The sequence below is a fragment of the Pedobacter quisquiliarum genome (assembly GCF_014642175.1).
Taxonomy (GTDB): Bacteria; Bacteroidota; Bacteroidia; order Sphingobacteriales; family Sphingobacteriaceae; genus Pedobacter; species Pedobacter quisquiliarum.
In genome coordinates this window covers 34,641-49,769 of sequence record NZ_BMIL01000010.1, presented here as the reverse complement: position 1 = coordinate 49,769, position 15,129 = coordinate 34,641, and the positions used below count along the sequence as shown (strand labels likewise).

9 protein-coding genes are annotated in these 15,129 nt (G+C 42.2%); 1 reads left to right on the top strand and 8 read right to left on the bottom strand.

What is annotated here, in order from left to right:
• Window positions 1-22 precede the first annotated feature (22 nt).
• The 4 genes from IEW69_RS14225 to IEW69_RS14210 all read right to left on the bottom strand — a co-directional run bounded on the left by IEW69_RS14225 (window position 23) and on the right by IEW69_RS14210 (window position 6,493).
• Window positions 23-3,052: a TAT-variant-translocated molybdopterin oxidoreductase gene (locus IEW69_RS14225; protein WP_188627545.1), complete on the bottom strand. Its 3,030-nt coding sequence runs from the start codon at window positions 3,050-3,052 to the stop codon at window positions 23-25.
• 44 nt (window positions 3,053-3,096) lie between these two features.
• Entirely contained in the window at window positions 3,097-4,389 is a 1,293-nt protein-coding gene (locus tag IEW69_RS14220) for a c-type cytochrome (RefSeq protein ID WP_188627544.1), read from the bottom strand.
• Window positions 4,390-4,642: 253 nt separating this feature from the next.
• A complete protein-coding gene (locus tag IEW69_RS14215) occupies window positions 4,643-5,623 on the bottom strand; it encodes a deoxyhypusine synthase family protein (protein ID WP_188627543.1) in 981 nt (326 codons plus the stop codon).
• Between the two features lie 87 nt (window positions 5,624-5,710).
• Window positions 5,711-6,493, bottom strand: coding sequence for an O-methyltransferase (locus IEW69_RS14210; protein ID WP_188627542.1), 783 nt, complete (start codon window positions 6,491-6,493; stop codon window positions 5,711-5,713).
• A gap of 38 nt (window positions 6,494-6,531) precedes the next feature.
• Here IEW69_RS14210 and IEW69_RS14205 point away from each other — a divergent pair, with 38 nt between their 5' ends.
• The gene (locus IEW69_RS14205; protein WP_188627541.1) at window positions 6,532-7,401 is read left to right on the top strand and encodes a transglutaminase-like domain-containing protein; all 870 of its coding nucleotides are present in this window, start codon (window positions 6,532-6,534) and stop codon (window positions 7,399-7,401) included.
• A 4-nt stretch (window positions 7,402-7,405) separates the two neighbouring features.
• Here IEW69_RS14205 and IEW69_RS14200 read toward each other — a convergent pair whose 3' ends face one another.
• The 4 genes from IEW69_RS14200 to IEW69_RS14185 all read right to left on the bottom strand — a co-directional run bounded on the left by IEW69_RS14200 (window position 7,406) and on the right by IEW69_RS14185 (window position 15,092).
• Window positions 7,406-9,763, bottom strand: coding sequence for a hypothetical protein (locus IEW69_RS14200; RefSeq protein WP_188627540.1), 2,358 nt, complete (start codon window positions 9,761-9,763; stop codon window positions 7,406-7,408).
• Entirely contained in the window at window positions 9,729-10,754 is a 1,026-nt protein-coding gene (locus IEW69_RS14195; RefSeq protein WP_188627539.1) for a hypothetical protein, read from the bottom strand. Before IEW69_RS14195 ends, IEW69_RS14200 begins: the two co-directional genes overlap by 35 nt.
• A 701-nt stretch (window positions 10,755-11,455) precedes the next feature.
• On the bottom strand, window positions 11,456-11,860 hold the full coding sequence (bfi1, locus tag IEW69_RS14190; protein WP_188627538.1) for a Bfi1 family immunity protein: 405 nt from the start codon (window positions 11,858-11,860) through the stop codon (window positions 11,456-11,458).
• A 4-nt stretch (window positions 11,861-11,864) separates the two neighbouring features.
• Window positions 11,865-15,092, bottom strand: coding sequence for an RHS repeat domain-containing protein (locus IEW69_RS14185; RefSeq protein ID WP_188627537.1), 3,228 nt, complete (start codon window positions 15,090-15,092; stop codon window positions 11,865-11,867).
• Window positions 15,093-15,129: the final 37 nt, after the last annotated feature.

Genomic DNA, 15,129 nt, shown 5'->3' with positions numbered 1-15,129 from the left:
ATTTATTTTCTTTAATAGCAGCTTACGCTTGTATTGTTGTACCTGTATTTCTAATTTTTGTCATGTATCCTACTCCAGGCTGCGTGTTGATCTCTTCAAGCACATAGTAAACACGCTCGCTGCGTAATGCTTTTGAAACTTCAGATTCTGGATCGTTACCGTCACCGAAAACGATTGCGTTTGCCGGACAAGCTTGTTGACATGCCATTTTGATGTCGCCATCTCTTAGTGCACGTTTTTCAAGTTTCGCTTCCAACCTACCAGTTTGAATTCTCTGGATACACATTGAACATTTCTCCATAACACCTCTTGAACGAGCAGTTACATCTGGATTCAGAACCAATTGCGTAAACTCATTGTTCAGATAATTATCGAAACGGGAGTCATTCCAGTAGTTAAACCAGTTGAAACGACGTACTTTATACGGACAGTTGTTCGCGCAGTAACGTGTACCAACACAACGGTTATAAGCCATGTGGTTCAAACCATCTGAGGAGTGTACCGTAGCAAGTACCGGACAAACCGTCTCACATGGTGCGTGCTCACAGTGCTGACATAACATCACCTGGTGAACAACAGATACGTTATCCAGATTGTCAAGGGATTCAACTTCATCTTCCTTGGTTACTTTGTTGTCGCCATCATTGATGGTGTAGTAACGGTCGATACGGATCCAGTGCATCTCTCTGCGTCTTCTCACCTCGTCACGACCAACAACAGGAATGTTGTTTTCTACGTTACAGGCAACAATACAAGATCCACATCCAGTACAAGCATTCAGGTCGATTGCCATAACCCAGTTGTGTCCAGGTTTCTCAAACGTATCCCACATGTCGTAAGTCTTGTGCTTCTCACCATGATTACCAGATCCTGCAGCAGGGTTCTTAACAAACTCCTGGAAGGTTGCTTCGCGGATGATGTTACGACCCTCGAAAGAGTGGTGGGTTTGGGTTTGCGCAAGCTCATGTCTGCGACCGGTTTTTTCGATCGTTATATTAGAAGCATATTGGCGTGTACCGTTATTGAAAGCAAGGAAAGGATATGCATTCTGACCTACAGCGTTACCAGCAGCACCTGCTTTAGATCTACCGTAACCTAATGCAATAGAAGCAGTACCGATCGCCTGACCAGGTTGAATTAAAATTGGAAGCTCAACAGTGTAACCGTTTGCAGCTTTAACCGTAACCACGTCAAACTCATTGTAACCTAACTTTTCAGCAAATTTAGGCGCTAATGCGATGTAGTTATCCCAGGTTACTTTAGTTACAGAATCAGGTAACTCTTGCAGGTATGCGTTGTTTGCATAACGGCCATCACCAATTGCATTGTTTTCGTAAACGTGCAATTCGATGTCTTTTGCAAGTGCTTTGCTGCTGTTCAACACCGAAGGTGCTACAGATGCAAGCGATAAGCTAAACGTATATGATCCGGCAGCCTTTGGCGTGGTTGCAAACACAACACCTGATTGTAAAACATCATTCCAGCTCTTGCCGAACAATGGTAATACATTTTTCTCCCAGTTGTTACGAACATACTGGTAGTATTCAACAACAGGATTGTTAGACCAGATCAATAAGCTCTGCTCCGCCTGTCTTGAGTTGAAGATTGGATTGATGGTCGGTTGTACGATGGTATAGTATCCTTCGTAAACGCTTGCATCACCCCATGACTCCAGGTAGTTTTGGTTAATAGCGATGACATCACAGAAAGCAGCAGTCTCATCCGCTCTGTCTGCGAAAGAAACTTTCAAAGGCACTTTCTTCATGCCGTCAGCAAAAGCTTTAGCATTGAAAGAATCGTAAGCAGGGTTAGCATTCAATACGAATACGGCACCAACTTCACCTCTGTTCACTTCATTAACAAATTCTGCGTAAGCAGCATCGTTACCTGCATAACGTCTGCAAGGGGTATCTAAATCGATGGTTGTACCATAACTGCCCATTGCGGAGTTGATGGCATTTACCAGAATTTGAGTAGAAACATCATTAGAACCGCAAACAACAAGACCGCGGCCTTTCATTTGTGCAAGTTCTTTACCAGCAAGTTTGATTGCTTTTTCAGCAGCAGTATTGTTTGGCAATACACCACCAGCAAGGTTGCCACCGGTAATGGCGTTGTATAAGGTGATCAATGCAGGACCTTCTTCCGATAATTTAATTGGAAGACGTGTATCTGCGTTGGTACCTGTTAAGCTCATGCCTGCCTCAAACTGAATGTGGCGGGACATTTTGCCTTTTGCAAGACTTGTATTGTTTCTGTTGGAAACATACTGTGAAGTAAATTCTTCACCGCTGATCCAGGTACCAAGGAAATCGGCACCGAAACTTACAATCAGGTCTGCTTTATCAAAGTTGTATTTTGGAAGAACAGCTTTACCGAAGCTATTCTCATTAGCCTTAATGATACCTGTATAAGAAACCGGATCATATTGGATGTGTGCAGCAGCTGGATATACTTTAATGAAATCCGCAATCACACTTAATGTTGATGGGCTGTTTACGCTCGAAGAAACAATGCGGATCTTTTTGCCAGAAGCCTGAACCTTTGCAAGCTCTGACTTAACGTACTCATCTACTTTAGACCAGGTTGTTTCCTGATTCTTAAGTACTGGTGCTTTTAATTTAGAGATGTCATATAAATCCAACACAGAAGCTTGTGCCTGTGGATTGGTACCCTGGCTGTAAACACCAGCATTCGGGTTTGGTTCAATCTTAATCGGACGACCTTCTCTGGTTTTCACCAATACACTCTGTCCGTTAAAACTTGATACATAATAGTTAGGTATACCAGGAATTACATCTTCCGGCTTTACCAGGTACGGGATAGACTTATGTACAGGCGCAGGCTGACAAGCAGCAAGCGTTACAGCACCAAGACCAAAGCCAAGCGCCTTTAAAAAGTCGCGGCGCGGAGTTACCGTACTTAATCCTGCTTCATTTAAAACATCTTCTATTGGAAGGGGCTCAGCAAATTCGTTTTTGTTGTTTTCAACAAATTCGGGAGTGCTTTTAAACTCCTCTAAGCCTTTCCAGTATTTTTTATTGCTTTCCATTTAAGCTATATTACTGTTAATCGAACGTTCTTAACTAAACTCTATTAATAATGACATTTACCACACTCCAGACCACCAAGTGATGCTGGGGTAATTTTTTCACCTTTTTTGATTTTCTCGTGTGCTTCTATAATTTTAGTATAGTAGCCATTGTCCTTAACGTCCAATTCAGCTTCCCTGTGGCAGTTAATACACCATTTCATCGTCAAAGGTGAGTATTGATAAATTTCTTCCATGGTATCAACCGGACCGTGACATGCAAAACATACCGGCTCATTTGGCTGAAGACCTTTTTCCTTACGGATAGCCTGCTCTCCAACAACTACGTGTTGTGAGTGGTTAAAGTAAGCGAAGTCAGGAAGGTTGTGAACACGAACCCACTCAACTGGTTTCTCTTTAGATTTGTCGTACGACATTTTATCTGCATCGTAACCCAATGCATTGTAAATCTTCTGGATTTCAGGAGAAATGTTTCCATCATTGTTATCCCTGCCTTGAACAGCCTTGTGACAGTTCATACAAACGTTTAACGATGGAATGGTTGCGTTCTTAGATTTGAATGCACCAGAGTGACAGTACTGACAGTCTATCTGGTTAACACCTGCGTGTAACTCGTGCGAGAACTTGATTGGCTGAACCGGCTGGTAACCCGTGTGAACACCGGTATTCCACATGCCCATCCATCCGAATGTACTTAGCACAGCCACCATACACAGAATGAAGAAGAAGATGAACTTCTTGTTCTTGAACAACTGACCGATACCAGCCATCAGTGGCAGTTTCTCTTTCTCAACAAGAACAACACCTTGTTTTGTTAAGATTAAGCGCTCCAACATCTGAATTGCGCGGCCTAACACCACCAATACAATGATAGAGATCAGAATCACGGCGATAACCCCTGCAATAGAGAAGCTTGAAACTTCCTGTTGTACAGCACCACCTTCAGGTTCTCCTGCTTTCTTAGGCTCACCTGCTTTTACATAAGCAAGGATGCTTTTGATCTGCACTTCAGTTAAAGTTGGGAACGCCGTCATCTCCGCATTTGGATTCCACTTCGAAGCCTCAATAGCTTCTTTGTCTCCAGACGCGATCAATGCCGGAGCATTGTTAATCCATTTAATTAAAAACGCTTCGTCTTTTGAACCTACGATTGGCTGTAACGCAGGACCAACTAAATCACGGTCTAAGGCGTGACATGAAGTACAACGCTCCTTAAAGATTGTCCTTCCCTCTGTAACATCTTGTGCTTTTGAACCAGAAACTATTAAAACAGATAGAGCCGTAAACATGAATGCGGACTTCCAAACTCTTCTAATGATCAATGAGATATTCCTCATAATGAGTATTTTAATGCTTTTAATTAAAACTGTATGATTGATCTTGATATTTAATCGAATGCCTAACTATCAAAACGTGAACAAAAGTAAAGTTTATTAGTATACCAATGACAAATTAATGACAGCATTTTCAATTTATAATCATTCTAAACTATGCCTTAAAATGCCCTTTAAGCGCGAAAATCAGCAATTTTTTCATCTTGCTGATTTCCGTATAACCTGAAAACCAGGTCATAGATTTTGGTATTTTAAGTTACTTTTTTAGTATCCATGCAAAAATCAATGGTACCACAATCGTGGCATCAGACTCTACAATAAATTTAGGTGTATTCACATCTAATTTACCCCAGGTGATCTTTTCATTCGGTACTGCTCCGGAGTAAGAACCGTAAGAAGTTGTCGAATCAGAGATCTGACAGAAGTAACTCCAGAATGGAATATTAGGCATTTCCATATCCTGATATAACATTGGTACAACGCAAATCGGGAAGTCGCCCGCGATACCGCCACCAATCTGGAAAAATCCAATGCCTTTACCTGCACTGTTGTTGATATACCAGTCTGCAAGCCATCCCATGTACTCAATACCGCTTTTCATGGTGCTGGCTTTTAATTCGCCTTTCATCACGTAAGAAGCAAAGATGTTACCCATGGTTGAATCTTCCCATCCTGGTACTACGATTGGCAGGTTCTTTTCTGCTGCTGCAAGCATCCATGAATTTTTAGGATCAATTTCATAGTATTGTTCCAAATCGCCGCTTAGCAACATTTTGTACATATACTCATGTGGGAAATAACGCTCGCCGGCATTATCCGCATCTTTCCAGATTTTGTGGATGTGTTTCTGCAACCTGCGGAAAGCTTCCTCTTCCGGAATACAGGTATCGGTAACCCGGTTATAATGGTTTTCCAACAAATCCCATTCGTCCTGCGGACTAAGGTCTCTATAATTTGGAACTCTTTTATAGTGTGAATGCGCAACCAGGTTCATGATGTCCTCTTCCAGGTTTGCACCGGTACAGGAAATGATGGCTACTTTATCCTGACGGATCATTTCAGCTAGTGAAATACCCAATTCAGCAGTACTCATTGCACCCGCAAGGGTGATCATCATCTTTCCACCTTCTTCCAGGTGCTGCTCATATCCTTTAGCAGCGTCCATCAAAGCGGCAGCATTAAAATGAAGATAATTCGTTTCTAAAAATTGTGATACAGGTCCTCTACTTGTGCTCATTATTGGTGTTTTTATTAAACCGCAAAAGTAGGTAAATAATATTTAATAGTCGAAGCAGGCATATACCTGCTTTTCAATAATTTATACTTAGACTTTCAATTTGAAATCTTCCCGGGCCTGCCCTTTCTTGAAAAACACGAGACCAATCCAGAATAAATCGATGGTAACAGTAACCTGGGGGTGTGCTTTGATGGCTGCCCAGGCTTCCTTCATGCCGGCGCTCCAGTAGATGTCGTCAAAAATCAACATGGTATTCTCATGAACCTTCGGTAAACACCAGTTGAAATAATTCAAGGTCGCATCCTTCCGGTGATTCCCGTCGATGTACACAAAGTCGAGCTGCTGCTGTTCGGCAAGGATGCCCGGCAGGATGTGGTCGAAGTTGCCAACCTCAAGTCTGATGTTGTTCAACTTTAAATCTTCAAAGTTCTGTTTCGCAACCGCAGCCGTCTGCGGGCAACCTTCAATGGTGATTACTGAAGCCTCGGGCGCAGCAGTCGACAGGTATGCCGAGGTAATACCCAGGCAGGTCCCCAGTTCAATTACGGACTTCGGATTGCTGAACTTTGCCAGGCGATGGATCAGTTGCGCCAGTGCAGGACTTTTGAGCGCATTTTTAGCAATTTCCTTAACTTTCTTGGTCCGATCCTTGTTCAAATGAGATCCGGCACCTAAGTCAGTTACCTGGATCATGGTATCATCCTGTAGCAGTTTTTTACGTTGTGCTTCTATGATATTATATTGAGCGAACTGACGTTTATTATAAATAACTTCATCAGCAAGTTTATATACAAAGGGTGAATGTGTACCATGTCTGGTTTTGGCAGTCAGACGATGCAACAAATAATCCTTAATGAAAGTAAATGCCATAGCTGCAAAAGTAGGGCAAACAATTCAAATAGTATAGTATGAATAACAGCACAGAAATTTACGCCTTAGTGAAGCTGCTCGACGATCCCGATCCCGAGATATTCGAGCATGTAGAAAAGCGACTTGTTGAACAAGGCAATGATGTGATCGAGTATCTGGAGAATGTATGGGAAACTGCCCCTGATGCCGTGCTGCAGCAGCGCATCGAGAATGTCGTTCACCAGATTCAATTCAACACCGTTAAGGAAGACCTCAACCTCTGGTATCAGAGTGGCGCTTTTGATTTACTCAAAGGTGCGCTGATCGTGAATCGCTATCAATATCCGGATTTGGATGAGCAGAAGATGATCAACCAGATCGAAGAGATCAAAAGGGAAATCTGGCTGAACCTTCAGTACGAGATGAGCTCCATTGAAAAGGTAAAGCTGATCAACCACATATTTTACAATGTATATGGCTTCCGTGGAAACACCACCAACCATACCGATCCACAGAACTCTTACATCAATCAGGTCCTGGAAAGCAAACGTGGAAATCAAATCTCTCTTGCGATCATCTATTCTACCCTGGCGCAGAAATTAGACATCCCAATTTATGGTGTAAACCTGCCGCAGCACTTTATCCTGGGCTACCTGGATGAAGGCAAACGTGAGGATCATGAATTTGGCGTGCTCTTTTACATCAACGCTTTTAATAAAGGGGCGATTTTCGGAAAACACGATGTGGATCAGTTTCTGCGTCAGCTGCAGCTTGAGCCCCTACCCGGTTTTTATACGCCATGTAGTAACGTTGAGATCATCCGGAGAATCATCAGAAACCTGATCTCCTCCTATGAGAATCTTGGCGCTACAGAAAAGGTTTTAGAGCTAAAGGAACTGCAGAACATCCTTAACAATACAGATCTGTAGCGGCCTATTTCCTATTGATGAAGTCGCTAAGGTAGCTGCATTCACCGGCCGCAATCTGGTAGAATGGCGTTTTGCCATATTTAGCTTTCAATTCTTTAAAATAAGCATTGTTATAGTTCGCCTCCAGAAAGCTTTTGTGTTTGGATTCATCAAAATTCCAGTAGGCAAAGGCATTCCATTTTGGGTTCAGAATTATCGCTTTCTGCTCACATTTTGCGAGCATGAAGGTACACTTCGCTTTGAAGTTTGGATCGCTGCTTAAGGCCCTAGCTTTTAGATACCACATTTTGGCTGTTCGAGCCGCTTTGTAATCGCCATCATAGAAATACTTTTCCGCCATACCATTATCATAGGATGACCAGGCGTAGCTGATCAAATACCAGCTGTTACCAAAATAGCCGGTCTGGTATACCGCGTTAGCCATCTTATAATAGTAAAGGGCAGCATTCTTTTTATCAAGCACGGTTAACTTCTGCAGGCGCGCCATTTCCGCCGCAAAGGTCTTTTTGGTGTAAGACCCTTTTTCCGACACATACTTCTTGGGGAAATCATTTATGGTCTCCAGGAAGGGGTTGGCGTACAGCTTGGGATCAGCATCGCCGTTGTACCAGTTTTCCGGCATGAAGAACTTGTAGCCTGCAGAAAGTTTTGAAAACATGGCTACCGCCTCATCATATTGATGTGTGCGCAGGAAAGTTGTGCCGTAGAGTTCATAAAAATCATCGTCACTAAACCAAGTAAACGATTGCGCAAGTTGGGCGGTCATGTCTCCACCATTAGCCTGCGCTTTATATTTCAACAAAGCTTGCATACTGGTGGGCCGCATATACTGTTGCAGGAAAGAAATGGCTTCGTAGCTACCCGGATCAGCTTTACTCATGGCCAAGGCAGCTTTCGCCGTATCGCCCAATTTCAAATAAGCGGGTGCCAGAATTTGCTGGTAGAAATTCCGGGTGGTTCTGCCATAACGTGCATCTGCACCTGCACGTTTATCATCCAGCCATTTTAGCGGGGGCAGCAGCTCATTTTCATCAAATGCCTCGCCTTTGCTGATGTTTTTAGCTTTAAGCAGCAAATGCGTGATACGGTACCGATCACGGAGCCGTTCAGAAAGCTGTGCCGGATGGAGCATGTCGAGGTATTTTTGTGCGAGCACATCATCATTGGCAATCCAGGAGAGATATGCAGCGGTTAACGTACCCAACTCCGGTTGAGGATACTTGCGCGCTGTAGCCAATTTTATGGCGAAATCACGAACATCAACAAGCTGTTTCAGGTTTACAGCTTGAACGCTGTCTTTGTAAGTCTTGTTTTCAGCAGCGAAATAGTAATTGTATGAAATCCGGGCGAGATCGCTGCCTTCAATCAGCGCCTGTTCCAGCTTGTTTACTTCGCGGATCAGCAAAGCGCCATTGAGCGGACTGCCGGGATCATATTCGTAAACTTTGTTCAGACTCTCCAGATCAAAATCCGGATTACCAAAACCATTGATTGCCCAGATGTTTGCACGCTCTTCATTAGTTTGGGCATATTTCAAAGCACCAGCTGCCGGCGTACTGTTGTAGTAATAGTTTTTGTAGGCTTGTACCCTTCGTTCGGGATTGCTGGCAAAGACTTTCGAAAATAGATACGCAGATGCCTCCGGGTCACCCAACCTCCGGGTAGCGCCAGCATATAGTGCCAATCCCCAGCCTTTGGCTGCACTCTTACTTTTGCTGTTTACAATGTATTGCGCATAGACCTGCTTGCTCTCTTCATACATGCCGGCGTAGTGGAACATTCGCGCTGCCTGATAAGCATAACGCAGTTTTATAAATTGATCACGGGTGCCTTTGATAAACTTTAGGGCTTCATTGCCAAGCAGCCCCATAGCAGTACTGTCGCGGGGTTCCGGATCCCATGGATCATAACCAACATTGGCGAAAGGTTCACAGCGCTTGGCGAACTTGAAATATTGAAGTGCCTTTTTATTTTTCGATAAGCCTTGCAGAAAGCTGTTCGCCCGAAGACTGTCCGGTAATGTCTTCATCTTCCCGTTATAATTCGTCATCATGGAACTCACCGTGCTATCTGCGGCATACATGATCTTGTAAACATCATCAGCTTTCACATGCAGATATTTTGCCCATTCGCTGCTGTTTATGGCCGGCTCACTTGCCACATCCTCCTCGCTATTGAGGTAAGTCATCTGATTATAGGCGAAAGGTGTATATTCATCGCCCTGCACGTTATTGTGGAAGTAGGAAACGTAATAGTCATAAGGATCCACTTCCGGCCCACAGGCGACATCCACTGCAATTTCGCCGAAGAAAGTAAACAGGAATACGCTAAAGCGCAGCGATAACTTTTTGAAGGTCTTCATCAGTAAAGTTTTTTAAAAGGTTGGAATCAAGATGGTAGAACACCAGGTCTCGGTCTTCAGATTTTAAATGCTTGCCTAAGAATTCAGCGGCGAGCAGCAAATCTGCTGCATTTACGCTTTCCCAGCGAACCACATCTCCATGTTTTAGTCCTGCTGCCGGATAATCCACCAGCAACTCATATAAGCTTGAATTTGGGTCGCGTTTAAAAAGGGTTCCATCATCAAGTTGGGCCTTTTGGATGCGTTTTGATATACCAGCATACCGCCCCTTTCTAAATACAACAGCCCATTCAAAAACAGGTAGCGCCACATCAAGTTTTAAGGGGTAATTTTTGAGGTGATCCTGAAGATAGCTGGTCATTTCCTGCTGATCCAGAATAGAGTTTTGCGGTCCGAATTTACGGAGGTTGCCCATGTTGTAACACATCAGCATCGCCCGTTCCACCGGCGGTATTCCACTTGATACAATATTTTTAACCTGGTGCATTCGCAGGGTTACAGAGAGCTGTTTGCCTTTCATTACCCGGTGAACTTTTAAGCGCTCGAGGAAATCGAAGTAGTTGACCTTGGTTGACTTAGTCCAGTCGCAATCTATCTGCAACGTTGTAAAGTCGCGCTTGCCGGCTTGCTTTACCTTTGCATCCACAAAGGTAGCGATTCGATCTGCCAAAGCAGTATTTTGAGTAGTATCAAGATGTTTGAAAACATTGTTGAGAATATAAACTACGGGTATGATCTCCAGCTGTTCAGGGAGTGCGTCTGAAAACTTTATTGGGGAAACCGGCGCAGCCTGTTGCAAATCGGGGTTGAAATCCACATCCATAATGCGCACATAGATTGATCCTGATTTAAAACGCTGCAGGTAATGATCCGCTTTATTGTCCTGCTTATAATTGGTCTTCCAGAAATAGAAAGTCGTATGCACATTTGATTTCTGACCACAACCAAATAATAGAAATACAGAAATCAACAGCAGTACGAATTTGCGCATAATCTTAACAGGTCAAAAGTAAGATTAATACCGAAAAAAGGCTGATGAGGATTTACGATACGGAGCAGTTAACTTCAAGTCTTAAAAGTTTTGAACCTGAAATTCCAGAAAAACGACCGTTTTAGTAAACCAAGCTTGTAATTATTCTTATGTTAATTACGATATGTTCATGATATATAATGAATTTCCTCAAGCGCACCTGTGATGTTAGCTTTTGCATGCGTAATCTTCCCATAACTAGCTACGTTCAAAACTAAAGAATTCCACTTACTATAGCTATTACTGTCTTGTTGTAATGTGGAAAACTGGCGCTGGTTTAGCGCTGAAAGTTTTCCATATTATTCTATATTTATTTCTGTAGCTGTTTTTAGGGAAGATTACACATGGAGTTTACCGTCATACAGTAGCTAACAAGCCCCCTTCTTATAGCTTCAACGATTCGCAGAAGCTAATAGCTCCTCACTTTAGGCATTCATGTGTGAGCAACAAAAATGAGATTCAGTAAAGTGGATAGTTAAAAAACTACAAGTTCTCTCTCCATAATCAAGGGTGCTCATTTTTGTAAATATTTTTGAGTTTTTTAAAATATTTATATCAACCTAGGGGGATCTTATAAGTAAACTATAACCAATATTAATACTTCGATCATTCTAGGGTACCCTTTCCATCAATTCGACCGGAATACCCTCTGTTGCCGTGCGTTATTTCGAAAATATCCAGTCACCATTCTTAAATATTCCTGCAAGTAGCAACAGTCCTGCACTAATGCTATAATATAGAACAAATACAATAATAGGATGTATGCCTTTTTTTTGAAGTTGTTCCCTTTTCTCGTACTTACTTAGTATCGCTTTGTATCTGTCTTTGTACAAGTAATATGCAAGGAGAACAAGTACTAGCCCTAACGAAAATATAAATCTGTATTTTGTATCAAAAGACACTTGTAGCAGATCTATACCAGTTAAGAAAAACATAATAGAAAAAAAGTTTAACATTAAACCGAAGCCCACAAAAAGAATTGCTCCTAATACTGGCAGATCATCAAAATTTCCTGATCTCACTGCCATCTGATACCCTTTAAAAAAAAGATAGTTATAAATTTTCATTTAGTTACTTCATTTTAGTTTCTACATAATCGTAAAATTCGTCTCCCCAAATATAGTCTGCTACGCCAATCCCGCCGGCTATTCCCCATCCAACTACAGGAATCGCACCTGCTCCGATGGCTACACTTGCTACCAAGGTCCTTGTTCCAGCACTATAATACTTTTGTTTGTCAATATCGCTATATATTTGAGAACTGGTAGCTATTAATCCAGCAACACCTAACACTTTTCCTCCAAGCCTAACACGATTTAAAAGGCGTGAGGAGACACTTATGTTTGCCATCGGGGTGCGCACAATTATTTCCGAACTTCGACGAAAAACTTCATTCCTGGGAAGGTATGCGCCTCTGTTTCGTAATATCCTTTCACTGCCCCCCGCAATTGGACCTAAAAGAGCATCTGCTAAGCCTACATTATCAGCCAAACTTTTCTCAGGATCTCGTGAGCCAGCTATACCGTTCGAACCCCCTGGTTTTCCGGCTACAATTTTTACTTCACTTAAGGAAATTACGTCAACACCTGGATTAAATGGCTTAATTCCAGGTTTTGGAGAGACAAGTTGGTTAGGCTTAATTGTATCTAAACCTAATGGATCGATGAACATTAATGGATTATTCATTACATAGTTGTATGGAGTCAAGTCATAATGCCTTTCTGATAATAAATCAGGCACATTCCACCTGGCAATCACCGGGTCATAGAACCTTGCTCTGTAATCATATGTCTCAGACTCTTCCTGTAACTCCTTACCATTATAAAGGTATTTATTTGTTCCAGGAGTTACAACAACTCTTTTACCAAAAGCAAAATATTCATCTTTTTGGAGCACTTCTAGCGCATTGGTTACTGGGTTCTTGAAGAATGATACTCTTACATTTCCTAAATGGTCTTTTAAGTTAAACTCATAGCTGTAGCTATTGGTATTTCTCCTTGCAATACCTTCTTCAGTCTGAATGAATTCTATACTATTGCCATTATACTGGATGCCATCTACGTAATGCGTGGTAACGGTTGCACCACCAATTGTACTTGTCTTCTTTAGTTTTGTCCCATCCATTGCATACAGGTAGTTCACCGTAGTACCGGCCCGGGTCACTGATTTAGGAAGATTTAAGGCATTGTATGTTAAAGAGTCAAGACTTCTTCCATTTTTGGTCATGTTGCCATTAGCATCATAGTAGTATTGGTAAGGCCGGGTTTCAAAGCCAGTTATCCTAGTGAGTTGGTTTCCAGAATAGTTGTAAGTACCCGTGGTACCGTTTCTGTTCATGGTGACAATATTACCCATACTGTCATAAGTTACCGTTTCGCTGATGTTTGTTGAACCAGGATTGCTACTTCCTTTGGTCAAGCGATCTAAACCGTCGTAAGTGTAAGTATATATATTAGGCGTAATGGTGTTGCTGTACCCCCACTTTTGATACGATACATTACCATTGAAATTTCTGTTTCCTCCAGTACTATCTCCATACATCAGCATTTCAGTAAACTCCTTGGAGCGCATCTCCCTAAGCCAGCCTCTCTGACCATGGATGTAAGTCGTTTTTTGAAGCCCATTATATAGCTGCTTCTCTTTCAAACCACTACCTACCTCATTATACAGATTTTCAGCCAGTACAACCTCTGCTTCAGCATTGATCTTTTTCCTGGTTCTTATTTGTCTGCTCCATGCATCATAGTCATAGGCAGTAGCAATGGTAAGGTTTGAAGCGCTAGTTTTGCGGTGAACTCTGGTGCTTGTTTCAAGTTCTCCTGCAAACTTGTAAGTATTTGTAGTTTCATCATAATTGCCAGCATCAACAGCAGAAGAGGCGTAATGTTGTTTAAAATTCTTGATCAATCGTCCATAGTCATCATAATAGTTTATGCTGCCAAGGTATTGCGCTGTTCCATTAACAAAAGTTAATGTGGCAGTCAGTAAACCTTTAGTTTTGAAGCTGCGTCCAGTTGACATCACATAAGCAGGTGGAAGCGGCATGTCGTAGTCATCATACTTAAATATTTGATGGAAGAAGTAGACAACTGTGGGAAAGGAGTTGGATGTGTATCCACTTCCGGCCCAAGTTTCCCAAAGTGGCACCGTTGAGGGTTGGTTGTCGACAGTAGCCTGTAAATTCTGACGAGTCGCAATGGTGCCATGGCGGTAAATCCCTGTAGCGGCAATCCTTCCAAGAGGATCATATTTGATGAAAGACCATTGCCTCTCGGGACGCTGATTACCATCTTGAGTCAAAACGACTTGATCCAAGTCATTGTAGATAATATATTCCCATTCCTTTCCGGGAAGACGCCTTTCAGATAAGCGCTGACGCTTATCATAATGGTAAACGTAGCAGTACTTTTTTACCAAGTCATCATTTTCATTCAAGGTAACTACTGAAGGTGCTCCTGGAAAGGGAGGCACAACGCATCTCAAATTACCGAAAACATCGTAAACATAAAAGGTACTTAAGGATACCGTATTGGTTTGCCAAAGCTTCTTCAAGATTATTCTACCCTCAAAGTCCTTGTACTCCTCAGTGGTATTTATCTTTCCTGATGTCCAGTTTTCATTTTTGGTAATGGTCTTAAAAAGCTTGCCTCCAGGATAGAAATCAGTAGCTATTGCTCCTGTTGCTGTGAGGCGTATATACGGTACATCAAGTGTGTCATTAACCAAATACTCCGAAACTACAGTTCGACCTGTTAGCTCTGTTCTGCTGGAACTAGGCTGCCAGTCTAGCCCTGGAAAACCTTGTTGTAAAACCGGGCTTGATGGGGATGCCTCTAAGACACTCACTGCAAAAGGAGCATTGGTCCATTGGATTGATGCTGGTGCGACACCTTCCTTATAGAAATTTCGCTGATTTGTAATAGCTGAAGATCTATAACTTCCGTTTGGAGTTCCAGAATCGGCATAAGGCGCATACTTGGTCGTCTCCCTTCCAAAAGCATCATAAGCAGCCGGAACAATAATATCCTTACCCATGGGACTGGCTTTTACATCAATGCTTTGTATCGATCGCCCAATTCCATCAAAGTATTGTATTGTTTGATTCAGATCGCAGTTGGTTAGGGCCTGAATCTGTGCGTCAGTTGTAATCCCGTTCTTTTTAATCGTATTACTAATAACATAATTTTGAGAAGCTGTTGCCGCTGTTGCCACCGGCAAACAAGCACTTTGCTGCCCTTTAGCAGATATAGATATCAAAAAGATATTTATACATATATATAGTGACCAAATAGTTTTCATATGAATTTTGTTAGCCTTTTTAATTGATAATCATTTA

Bases quoted from the DNA above. Each gene is read 5' to 3' on its own strand.
- IEW69_RS14225 (WP_188627545.1), bottom strand. From the start codon at position 3,052: ATGGAAAGCAATAAAAAATACTGGAAAGGCTTAGAGGAGTTTAAAAGC.
- IEW69_RS14220 (WP_188627544.1), bottom strand. From the start codon at position 4,389: ATGAGGAATATCTCATTGATCATTAGAAGAGTTTGGAAGTCCGCATTC.
- IEW69_RS14215 (WP_188627543.1), bottom strand. From the start codon at position 5,623: ATGAGCACAAGTAGAGGACCTGTATCACAATTTTTAGAAACGAATTAT.
- IEW69_RS14210 (WP_188627542.1), bottom strand. From the start codon at position 6,493: ATGGCATTTACTTTCATTAAGGATTATTTGTTGCATCGTCTGACTGCC.
- IEW69_RS14205 (WP_188627541.1), top strand. From the start codon at position 6,532: ATGAATAACAGCACAGAAATTTACGCCTTAGTGAAGCTGCTCGACGAT.
- IEW69_RS14200 (WP_188627540.1), bottom strand. From the start codon at position 9,763: ATGAAGACCTTCAAAAAGTTATCGCTGCGCTTTAGCGTATTCCTGTTT.
- IEW69_RS14195 (WP_188627539.1), bottom strand. From the start codon at position 10,754: ATGCGCAAATTCGTACTGCTGTTGATTTCTGTATTTCTATTATTTGGT.
- bfi1 (WP_188627538.1), bottom strand. From the start codon at position 11,860: ATGAAAATTTATAACTATCTTTTTTTTAAAGGGTATCAGATGGCAGTG.
- IEW69_RS14185 (WP_188627537.1), bottom strand. From the start codon at position 15,092: ATGAAAACTATTTGGTCACTATATATATGTATAAATATCTTTTTGATA.